Source organism: uncultured Winogradskyella sp. (genome assembly GCF_947498005.1).
GTDB lineage: Bacteria > Bacteroidota > Bacteroidia > Flavobacteriales > Flavobacteriaceae > Winogradskyella.
Window position 1 is genome coordinate 65,081 of record NZ_CANMIW010000011.1, and the last position, 10,771, is coordinate 75,851.

Below are 10,771 nucleotides of genomic sequence, written 5' to 3' on the forward strand. Positions count from 1 at the left end.
CCGAAATTAAGATTAACCTATGCCAACTGACTGTATACCGTTTAAGGAAACCCATTATTTTTCAGATTTTATATGCGACTATATCGCGGAAAAACCAGAATTAAAAGACTTTTACAATCGTTTTCCAAAGCTTGAAAATTTTGAAGCTCAGATACATGAAAAATCTATCTCATTTAAACGTGAAACGAGAACGGTATTAGTTGAAACTTTAAAACAACAATATAAAGATATACAGACTTCAGATTTGACGTCTGAAAATATTGAAAGCCTACAGCAAGAAAACACCTTTACCATTACAACAGGTCATCAATTAAACCTGTTTACAGGACCTTTATATTTTTTGTTCAAAATTGTGTCTACTATAAATTTAACAAAGCAGTTAAAAGCTGAATGTCCAACTTATAATTTTGTACCCATTTATTGGATGGCTTCAGAAGACCATGATTTTGAAGAAATTAATTATTTCAATTTTAAAGGCAAAAAGATACAATGGAATTCAAACCAAACAGGTGCAGTTGGTCATTTTAACACGGAAGGTTTAGACGATGTTTTCGATATTATTGCTTTAGAATTTGGAGAAGGTAGAAATGCAGAACAACTAAAAACATGGTTTAAGGAAGGCTATTTAAAACATAATAATTTAGCGGATGCTACACGTTATTTGGCAAACGAATTGTTTGGCGAACATGGTTTGGTTATTATAGATGCTGATGATAGCGCATTAAAACGTCTTTTTATTCCGCAGATGAGAAAAGAAATTCTAGAGCAAACAGCATTTAAAACAGTTTCTGAAACTAATAAAAAACTAGAAGCCTTAGATTTAAAGATTCAGGTTAATCCAAGAGAAATAAATCTATTCTATATAAAAGACGGCTTACGCGAACGTATTGTAGAACGTGACGGAGTCTATTCCGTTTTAGATTCAGAAATAAAATGGAATGAAAGTCAACTATTAAAACACTTAGATGAGGAACCAGAATGTTTTTCGCCTAACGTAATTATGCGTCCTTTATATCAAGAAGTGATTTTGCCAAATCTCTGTTACATTGGTGGAGGCGGAGAAATGATTTATTGGTTGCAATTAAAATCTAATTTTGAAGCGCAAAACGTAACATTTCCTATGTTGTTGTTAAGAAATTCAGCCTTAATAAAAACCATCAAACAAGCCGAAAAACTTGAAAGCTTAAATATTTCTAACAAGGATTTATTTTTAGATAGACACTCATTTATTAATAAGAAGGTTAGAAAAATCTCGAATATAGATATTGACTTTTCAGACCAAATAGCACATTTAGAATCTCAGTTTAAATCCCTTTTTGAAGTAGCAGAACAAACCGATAAATCATTTATTGGCGCTGTAAAAGCACAAGAAGTAAAACAATTAAAAGGCTTAAAACATCTTGAAAAACGTTTGCTACAGGCACAAAAGCGAAAATTAGCCGACCAAATTAGCCGTTGTACGGAGTTACAAGAACAATTGTTTCCTAATCAAAGTTTACAAGAACGAAATACTAATTTTTCAGAATTATATTTAGAGTTTGGCACACAATTAATTCCTAACTTATTGAAGGTTCTACAACCATTGCAAGGCGAGTTTACCATCGTTACCTTATAGTTATCATATAAACTGTTAAAAACTATTCAAAAAATCGCAGATCGTCAATCGTAAATTTAAATTCAATGTTTATTTTTGCGCATGCAACACAACAAAGTCCTAATTTTAGATTTCGGATCGCAATACACACAACTAATTGCGCGTCGCGTTAGAGAATTAAATATCTATTGCGAAATTCACCCATTCAATAAAATTCCTTCAGATTCAGATAGCTTTAAGGCTGTTGTTTTATCTGGTAGCCCAAATTCTGTGCGAGGAGAAGATGTTCTTCACCCAGAGTTAGATGGTATACGAGGAAAAAAACCAATGTTAGCCGTATGTTATGGTGCGCAATATTTAGCCCATTTTTCTGGTGGCGAAGTTGCGGAATCTAATACTAGAGAATACGGAAGAGCCAATTTAGATTTTGTAAAAGAGAATGAAGACTTCTTTGAAAACATACACGAAGGCAGCCAAGTGTGGATGAGCCACAGTGATACTATAAAACAATTACCAACTAATGGTGTATTGTTGGCAAGTACAAGTGATGTAAAAAATGCAGCTTATAAAATTGAAGGCGAACAAACGTATGCTATTCAATTTCATCCTGAAGTATATCACACAACGGATGGTCATCAATTGCTTCAAAATTTTTTAATTAAAATAGCACACGTTGAACAAGATTGGACACCAAATGCATTTGTAGAGGAAACGGTTGCTGATTTAAAAGCGAAGCTTGGCGATGATAAAGTCGTACTTGGTCTGTCAGGAGGTGTTGATTCTTCTGTAGCAGCGATGTTATTACACAAAGCTATTGGCAAAAACCTCTATTGTATATTTGTAAATAACGGTTTATTACGTAAAAATGAATTCGAAGATGTATTGCATCAATACGAAGGCATGGGATTAAACGTTAAAGGTGTAGATGCTTCGGCACGCTTTTTGGGTGCTTTGAAGGGATTGAGTGATCCAGAGAAGAAAAGAAAAGCTATTGGAGCCGAATTTATTGCTGTTTTTGATGATGAAGCGCACTTAATACAAGATGTTAAATGGTTAGCGCAAGGTACAATCTATCCAGATGTTATAGAAAGTGTTTCTGCAACAGGAGGACCAAGTGCAACGATAAAAAGTCATCATAACGTTGGTGGATTACCAGATTATATGAAGTTGAGCGTTGTAGAACCTTTACGAGCTTTGTTTAAAGATGAAGTAAGACGCGTTGGTGCTTCTATGAATATGGATAGTCAGTTATTAGGTCGTCATCCATTTCCTGGTCCAGGTTTAGCAATTAGGATTCTTGGTGATCTAACTGAAGAGAAAGTACGTATATTACAAGAGGTAGATGCTATTTTTATTAATAACCTTCGTTCTTGGAATTTGTATGATAAAGTTTGGCAAGCAGGTGCTATGTTGTTGCCAGTGAATAGTGTAGGTGTAATGGGAGATGAGCGTACTTACGAAAAATGTGTAGCTTTACGAGCTGTAGAAAGTACAGACGGAATGACTGCAGATTGGGTAAATTTACCATATGAGTTTTTGCAAAAAACCTCAAATGAAATTATAAATAAAGTGAAAGGTGTTAATAGAGTTGTGTATGATATTAGCTCTAAACCACCTGCAACGATTGAATGGGAATAAAACAATTTAGCTTAGCCTATATTGTTTTTAGAATAAAAGTAAAATAGAATACATGAAAAATTTTTTAGCCATCTTATTAATTGCTTTTACTATTGGTTTAAGTGCTCAAAATTATGTTGAACATAAGGTACAGTCTGGAGAAACAATAGAATCGATTGCAAAACAATATTTAGTAACACCTTTTGATATTTATGCATTAAATCCGGATGCTAAGAAAAAATTTCAGCCGAATACGGTTTTAATTATACCAAATTCTAAAATTAAAAATGAACCTATAGCAGAAAATAAGCGCGAGCTGACTGGTTATAAAAGTCATAAAGTAAAACGAAAAGAAACGTTATATGGTTTAACTAAAAAGTATGGAATTTCTGAAGAAGAATTAAAAAAGGCCAACCGTTCTTTATATTCTGAAAACCTTAAAAAAGGTGATAAAATTAAAATTCCTCAATACCGAACAATTATTTCAAAAAGGTCTTTAAGTAACACCGTAAAGAAATACACCGTTTTACCAAAAGAGGGGAAATGGCGTATTGCCTATAAATTTGGAATTTCGGTTGCAGATTTAGAAGCATTAAACCCTTACATGAATGACGTAATTCAACCAGGAGATGTGCTTAATGTTCCTAATATTGAAGATAAGGAAGAAAAGAAAATTGAAGCTGCATTTGGTTATTATGAAGTTTTACCAAAAGAAACATTCTACAGTTTAAAAGGTAAGTTAAACTTAACGCAAGGGCAGTTAGAGCAATTAAATCCTGATTTAAAAACAACAGGATTAAAAGCAGGTATGGTTTTAAAAGTACCAGAAGGTAGTAATACAGAAGTAGGATTAACAGCGGTAAAAACTACTAATTTAAAACGAAACCTAGTTAATTATAAGACTAAGAAGATCGCTTTAATGATGCCTTATCAATTGCATAAAATTGATGTAGACTCGGTAGAGGAAGCAAAGGATAGAATTAAAAACAACAAATTGTTATCTATAGTGTTAGATTTTCATGTTGGTGTATTGATGGCTTTAGATTCTGCTAAACAATTAGGAATCTCAACAGATCTTAAGGTATTTGATACGCATTACCACGCAGCAGTAACATCTAAAATATTAGCTGAAAATGATTTTTCGGATTATGATGCTGTTATTGGACCAATGGAAAGTAAGAGTTTTGATCGTGTGGCTTCTGCTTTAAAAGGCGATCGCGTGCCTGTAATTGCTGCAATGAACAAGCCTAAACAAGTTTATAGCAACGTATTTCAAACCTTACCAGAAAAGGAATTATTGAGCAAAACAATGATTGATTTTGTAAAAGCTGATAGTTTAAAAACTAAAGTGGTAATAATTTCTGATCAGGCCAATAGAGCGACTAGTGAAGCATTGCAAAAGGAATTTCCTGGTGCAAAGCTGTTTTTCTCTAGAATGAATAAAAAAGATAAGACTAAAGATGCCTACTTTTTGTATCATTCAGAATTAGAAGGTGTATTCACAGCAGGTAAAACAATAGTGTTTTTAGAAACTGATAACGACTCATTTGCATCGAGTATAATAAGTATGCTAAATGGTTTTATTAGTGATAGAACTGAGATTGTTTTGGCTACTTTAGACAAGGGGAAAGGTTTTGAAGGTAAAAACATTGATAACATTTATTTGTCTAACCTTAAATTTCATTATGCTTCTGTGTATAGAGATTTTGATGATGAAAAAGATAATGGATTTGTTAAGGCCTACAGAAAAGAATATGGTATAACACCAAGTAAATATGCAGCACGTGGTTTTGATATTACTTTAGATATCTTAATGCGTTTAGCATCTGCAGAGGATTTATATGAAGCTTCTCCAGATACAGTGGAAACAGAATACATTGAAAACAAGTTTAGATATACTACTGACTTTTTTGGTGGTTATGTAAACCAAGCTGTTTATGTAGTAAAATTCGACGATTTACGAGTAGTAAAAGCAAATTAAGGTGCTTCAGGTTATTTATTATCTAATCTCATCTTAATTTTTCAGTGCTTTAACGAATAATATACTTTTTTTGATATAAATGACGTTATTTTTGAGAGGTGCGTTTAACTAATTAATTAGCGTATTCATTTTAATCCATTTTTTATCCCTTGAAAAATATTCTTATTTGTTTGTTTGTGTTATTTGTTAGTAGTGAAACTAATGAAGACACAATGACTTGGGATGAAAATAACAAGTTAACTTGGGCAGACTTCAAAGCAAGTCCAGATTCCGATTCTGACGCCGTTGCTTTAACAGCTTCAGGAATTACATTTGGTTTTGGTGTTAAAACATCTGGCAAACGTATAGTGGAATTTTCAACCACAGTAGAATCGCACTTTTATCCTAATAAATCTTGGTATAAAAAAGCGCAAAGTGATGCGCATATCCTTGGTCATGAGCAATTACATTTTGATCTTACAGAACTATATTCTCGAAAATTAAGACAGGAAATTTCTAAACTACAAGTGAATCAAAATGTAAAAAAGCAATTGAATAGATTGCATGAAGACATCAATTTAAAGCTCAGTGCAGCTCAAGCAAAATACGATCGTGAAACCCAACATTCAATAAATGCAGTTAAGCAAAGAGAATGGGCTAACTATGTAGAGAAAGAATTAAAGAATCTAAAAGATTACAAATCGCTTTAATAATTCTGTCTTAATAAAAATCATTAGACTTCAAATTAAAAATGGAATTAGACGGACGAGTTCTTATAGAATTAGCGCACTATAAAATGCCATTTGGGAAATACAAAGATCAATACCTTGTAGACATACCAGAAGCTTACTATGTTTGGTTTCAACAAAAAGGATTTCCAGAGGGAAAATTAGGTAAAATGATGCGCCAAATGTTTGACATTAAAATTAATGGTTTAGAATCAATGATTCATACCATTCGACGCGATTTTGAAAAGTAAAAGATTTCTGTTTCTTAAGGTATTTTTAACCTATTAGAAAATGTGTTATAGCGTAACACCTTATTATTTTGCGTAAGCACCAGAAGAATACGTTAACTCGTAGCTGTGTGTGTAAACTTCAAACACAATACCAAATGGATCTTCAACATAACACATTTTATAAGGCTTATCGTTAGGATAGTATTGTCTAATTGGCATACGTTGTTTTCCGCCAGCAGCAACTATTTTATCTACTAAACCTTCAATATCTGGGTCTTGGATGCAAAAGTGAAATAAACCGGTATTAAACGGATTAAATTTTGGAGCTTTTTTTACGCCATGAGAAAATGAAAATAATTCTATGCCAATACCATCTGAGGTAGACATATGTGCAATTTCAAAACTTTCCCAATCATCGCCAAAAACGTCAATACACATTATACCTATGGCTGTATCTGCTTCCTTTTTTACAGTAGAAGGTTCCATAATAACGTACCAACCCATGACGTCTGAGTAAAACTTTACAGCAGCATTAATATCTGGTACTGTAATACCGATATGCGAAAAAGACTTTGGGTAACTCTTATTAGTTGTCATAATTTTTGTTTTAGAGTTCAAAATTAATTTATATTTGTGTAATTAGCAATAACTTACTAAAAAGTGCTATAGTACACTAAAATAGTAAATTGCTGAATAATAGAAGTTTATTGTAGAAATAACATGAAAAATAGTTGCCCACTTAACTATACGATGCGCTTAATAGGTACCAAATGGAAACCTCTAATACTGTTTCATTTGTTAGAAGGCGCTTCTCGATCTGGTGTTTTAAAGAAAAAAGTACCAGATATATCAAATAAGATGTTTACGCAAACGGTTAGAGAATTAGAAAAAGATGGACTAATCTCTAGAAAGGTTTATCCTGTAGTGCCTCCAAAAGTAGAATACAAGCTAACCGAAAGAGGACAATCGCTCGAAAATCTATTGAGAAGCTTAGATAAATGGGGTTTAGAAGATCTTAGAACAATTAAAAGTAAATAGCTCTAAACAATTTTAATTGCCTGTTAATAGATAATTACCATCGTAACTGCCAGCAATTATAGTACCATCATTTCTAGTAAATGAAAAGTTAAATACGATATTATATGCTGTATAGTTAGTAATGGTCACAAAACCAGATTGTGCATATAAATCAGAATCTGGATCACTGTCTGACAAGAGTTGTGTGCCAGGATTAAATTCACTGTCTGTTATTGACCCATTTATAGAGACACTGAATGCATCAATTGAGTTGTAAGTGGTGTTCTGTAGGTTAATGTCATCAACTTCAAAATTAACATAAGAAACATCTGTTAAATCGGAGTTGCTTGTTATTTCAGAACTTGATTTATTAAATATATTTATCGAAATTTTACCAGATTCACTAGCACTAGAATTACTATCAACAATAATAGCAGACATTAAAGGATAATTGTTGCCATTATAGCTAAATTCGTTAGTGTCTTCTGGTGTGTAAGACGTATTCTCTTCTGGAGCACAACCAAATGTAATTAAGGTAAAAAACAGTATAGTAAGAATATGTGAGTAGGATTTCATAATAGATAATTTAATTAAAGTCTAAAAACAAAAAACCACTAAGTAGGACCAAGTGGTTTTTTAATTTTAATACAAGCCCTAATAAAAGGGCCTAAATACGCAACCAACGTTTATTTTCTTAAAACGTTCTTTGTTACCGTGTAATGTTTACTGCTAAATTGAATGATGTACATTCCAGAATCTAATTGATTAAGATCAATAGTTCCTTTGTAAACTTCTACTTTTTGCTTTTTACCATAGATATCATAAACTGTAATGGTAAAATTAATGTCCTCATCAACAAGGCCATAATAAACAAGATCTTCAGTAACAGTTGGGTAAACTTTTACTTTGTCATCATTCTCTGTGGTCTCATTTTGAGTTTCAATAGCAAAAGCAATATCTGCAGTCTCAACCACAGAAATGGCGTTTGTTTTACTCGCCGAAACGGTTTGTGCCATAGATGCCATAGAACATACAGCAAATACTAGTAATAAATTAAATTTCATAAATAAGTAGGTTAAAATTTGGGTTAAATATTAATTTAAGCCGTAAACTTATGAAAATAAATGATTAACGCAAATTTACTTACGAATAATCCTACATGTATTTGCATTTAAGCATTAGTTAATTGTAATTTATAGGTGTTTTCTGTCTTTTTAAATCTGAGAAAATGAGTGTTGCTATAAAAATTGGAGTCTTCAAATTGGGGAATTATAAACCTTATTCGCAATCCGCTTGTACGACTTTGTGTTGCCACTGAATCCAATATTCTTGTAAGCCTTGTTTTGTGGTTTTTAGTTCACTAATATTTAAATGACGACCAGCTAATACTACGTTTTTTAATTGTGCTTTACGTTGCGCTAGAGCAGGAGTGTGATTCCAACCACCAACATGATCAAATGCTGTGTAAGCATCACATTTATTAGTCACGGAAAGAAAAGGAATTGTTAAGCTATAAGATACAAATCCAGAACCCATACCATCTGTACGCATAGAGATGTTTTTAAGATCCACTTTAGCGTATGTTCTAGAAGCATATAGCTTTTTTAATTGATCGCCAACAGAAGCAGCCATTTGGTTAGAGAATTGATGTGCAATATCGTCGCCATTAATAAATTCTTTACCAATGTAAGTGCCTGTGCAAGCTTTATAGGTGCAAGTAATGTTTTTTGCTGAGGTTAAGCTCTTATTGTCTTCATTGTATTTACAAGATGACAAAACGAACATTAGCATAACATAGATTATGATTTTCATAATTGCATCTTTAGGTAATATCAAACTTCCACATTTTCCTTTTTCGAGATTTTTTATTAATCATTTTAGTGCCAAGTAATGTTTCCCATAAGAGTAAACCCGATATCTTTTCTACTTTAGAGGTTTCAACTAAAAACTCTTCAAGTTTTTTATCTGTTTTTTCATTCGGAATTATAAAAGACCACATATTTATGGTTCCTGTATTTCGTTCTGTTAAGACCGATTTAAAAAAGGCATGAGGAATTGGTAATGAGACAGAAATTTTAGCATTATCATCACCCATCATAATGACTTCTTGATCAAAGTAAAATAAAGGACCACTGATGACGTAGGTTTCAAAAACTTTTTCATCACTATCTAATATTCTAATGGCTTGTTCTAGATCTTTCCAAACCCCTTTATTAAAACTTGGTGCTTGTGGTGTCATATTAGAGAGTAAAAAGGTTTCGCTATTCTGTATTTGTGTTTCAAATTGGTTAGCACTGGCTACGAGATGACCTCTGTCTAATCCTGAATGTTGATATACTTCTTTATCAGCTCTAAAACTTTCTGGAATCCTGTAGTCTGACCGAAAATTATCCATTCTTTCAACATCAGTTCTGTCTTTATCAATAATTTCTAAAGCCCATTTTGCTTGCCTAAAATAGTACGAGTAGCCTAATACATAATGTCTGTTATACAATATTTGATCTGCTGTTGGTAAGCCATACCTAGTTTCTCTTTTTAAATTCGGATGGTTCATAAACTAAAACTTTAAAAATTGATTATAAGTTTTGAAGTTACTAAAAATAAACACTCAGTAGAATACGTAGATATACTTATTTTAAGGAATTGTTAGGTTAGCGTTGTGATCATTGAAATCGAGCTTAAATAAGATTAGAGTAGGTAATATAAAGCTTGATTGAAATTAAAACCAGCAATTAATTATACACGGTGTTGGGCTTTCGTACTTTTTAATCGATGTCTTTTTTTAACTTATCAGGATTTTGTCGTGTGTCAAAAATTGTAATGATTTCTATTTCTTTTCGTTCAGCTATTATTCTGTAGAAAATTGTTGTTTGCTTTGTTACAACGCATTTATAAAGATTTTCAAATTCCGATGATTTTGGACAAGTATCAGGTTGAATTGATATTTGTTTGATTTTATCGTTTAGTTTAGAGATAAACTTGTCACGCGTTTTTATGTTCCACTCTTCCAATAAATATTGAGATAATTTTAGAAGTTTGGATTCGGCAAGTTCGGATAAGAATACTTTCATTAAGAAATTTTCTTTAAGAATGATTCGTAAGAAACTCTTTTTCCTTTATTCAATTCCTCAATACCTTGTTTTATTTCAGATTGTTCAGATAGAGTTAATTCATCCCAAAAATCGACTTTTTCTTTTTTTACAAAATCAGCTACTTTTTGGATAAAATCACTGTTTTCAGTCTCCAAAATCGTTTTTAGTAGTTCAAGTTTTGTTGTTCGAATGTCCATTTTAAAATTTCTTTTAATCAAATGTACAAAAAATATGATTCAGTTCGATTTTTTGTCTGTATGTCTTGTCCTGAAATATGGCTACAGGTTAAAATTGAATTAAGCTGATAATTTATATACCATATTAGGTGTTTTATAGTCTAAAGATAAATGTAATCTTATTTCGTTGTATAAATTAATTGCATTTTTTGCAGCTCTTTTAGCGTGTGCTACGTTATCAAAGGTCTGGTCGAGATAAAACTCATCTTTTAATATGCCATTTACACGCTCAGCCATGGCATTTTCGTAACAATGATTTTCTTCAGTCATACTGATATCTATCTTTTTTCTCTTTAG

At 32.1% G+C, this 10,771-nt stretch carries 14 protein-coding genes; 6 read left to right on the top strand and 8 right to left on the bottom strand.

What is annotated here, in order from left to right; all coding sequences use genetic code 11:
- The first annotated feature begins 19 nt into the window (after positions 1 to 19).
- From bshC to Q0891_RS16245, 5 genes are all read left to right on the top strand, one after another.
- Positions 20 to 1,615 carry a bacillithiol biosynthesis cysteine-adding enzyme BshC gene (gene bshC / locus Q0891_RS16225; RefSeq protein WP_299103360.1) on the top strand — a complete coding sequence of 532 codons (1,596 nt, stop codon included), beginning with the start codon at positions 20 to 22 and terminating at the stop codon, positions 1,613 to 1,615.
- Between the two features lie 81 nt (positions 1,616 to 1,696).
- Positions 1,697 to 3,232, top strand: coding sequence for a glutamine-hydrolyzing GMP synthase (gene guaA, locus Q0891_RS16230; RefSeq protein ID WP_299103363.1), 1,536 nt, complete (start codon positions 1,697 to 1,699; stop codon positions 3,230 to 3,232).
- A 52-nt stretch (positions 3,233 to 3,284) separates the two neighbouring features.
- Positions 3,285 to 5,192 carry a LysM peptidoglycan-binding domain-containing protein gene (locus tag Q0891_RS16235; RefSeq protein ID WP_299103365.1) on the top strand — a complete coding sequence of 636 codons (1,908 nt, stop codon included), beginning with the start codon at positions 3,285 to 3,287 and terminating at the stop codon, positions 5,190 to 5,192.
- 149 nt (positions 5,193 to 5,341) lie between these two features.
- Positions 5,342 to 5,881: a DUF922 domain-containing protein gene (locus tag Q0891_RS16240; RefSeq protein ID WP_299103367.1), complete on the top strand. Its 540-nt coding sequence runs from the start codon at positions 5,342 to 5,344 to the stop codon at positions 5,879 to 5,881.
- 41 nt (positions 5,882 to 5,922) lie between these two features.
- The gene (locus tag Q0891_RS16245; protein WP_299103369.1) at positions 5,923 to 6,150 is read left to right on the top strand and encodes a DUF3820 family protein; all 228 of its coding nucleotides are present in this window, start codon (positions 5,923 to 5,925) and stop codon (positions 6,148 to 6,150) included.
- 63 nt (positions 6,151 to 6,213) lie between these two features.
- Here Q0891_RS16245 and Q0891_RS16250 read toward each other — a convergent pair whose 3' ends face one another.
- Complete coding sequence (locus tag Q0891_RS16250) at positions 6,214 to 6,726, bottom strand: lactoylglutathione lyase family protein (protein WP_299103371.1); 513 nt, start codon at positions 6,724 to 6,726, stop codon at positions 6,214 to 6,216.
- A 123-nt stretch (positions 6,727 to 6,849) separates the two neighbouring features.
- Here Q0891_RS16250 and Q0891_RS16255 point away from each other — a divergent pair, with 123 nt between their 5' ends.
- Entirely contained in the window at positions 6,850 to 7,167 is a 318-nt protein-coding gene (locus tag Q0891_RS16255) for a helix-turn-helix domain-containing protein (RefSeq protein ID WP_299103373.1), read from the top strand.
- Positions 7,168 to 7,179: 12 nt separating this feature from the next.
- Here Q0891_RS16255 and Q0891_RS16260 read toward each other — a convergent pair whose 3' ends face one another.
- The 7 genes from Q0891_RS16260 to Q0891_RS16290 all read right to left on the bottom strand — a co-directional run.
- On the bottom strand, positions 7,180 to 7,722 hold the full coding sequence (locus Q0891_RS16260) for a hypothetical protein (RefSeq protein ID WP_299103374.1): 543 nt from the start codon (positions 7,720 to 7,722) through the stop codon (positions 7,180 to 7,182).
- A 110-nt stretch (positions 7,723 to 7,832) separates the two neighbouring features.
- A complete protein-coding gene (locus Q0891_RS16265; protein WP_299103376.1) occupies positions 7,833 to 8,210 on the bottom strand; it encodes a T9SS type A sorting domain-containing protein in 378 nt (125 codons plus the stop codon).
- Positions 8,211 to 8,424: 214 nt separating this feature from the next.
- Complete coding sequence (locus Q0891_RS16270) at positions 8,425 to 8,958, bottom strand: hypothetical protein (protein WP_299103378.1); 534 nt, start codon at positions 8,956 to 8,958, stop codon at positions 8,425 to 8,427.
- A 10-nt stretch (positions 8,959 to 8,968) separates the two neighbouring features.
- Positions 8,969 to 9,700 carry a DNA/RNA non-specific endonuclease gene (locus tag Q0891_RS16275; protein WP_299103380.1) on the bottom strand — a complete coding sequence of 244 codons (732 nt, stop codon included), beginning with the start codon at positions 9,698 to 9,700 and terminating at the stop codon, positions 8,969 to 8,971.
- A 211-nt stretch (positions 9,701 to 9,911) separates the two neighbouring features.
- Positions 9,912 to 10,217, bottom strand: coding sequence for a type II toxin-antitoxin system RelE/ParE family toxin (locus Q0891_RS16280; RefSeq protein ID WP_299103381.1), 306 nt, complete (start codon positions 10,215 to 10,217; stop codon positions 9,912 to 9,914).
- A complete protein-coding gene (locus Q0891_RS16285; protein WP_299103382.1) occupies positions 10,217 to 10,435 on the bottom strand; it encodes a hypothetical protein in 219 nt (72 codons plus the stop codon). The genes Q0891_RS16280 and Q0891_RS16285 overlap by 1 nt, the downstream gene beginning before the upstream one ends.
- Before the next feature lie 99 nt (positions 10,436 to 10,534).
- On the bottom strand, positions 10,535 to 10,771 hold a 237-nt coding region (locus Q0891_RS16290; protein WP_299103383.1), incomplete at its 5' end, for an integrase core domain-containing protein.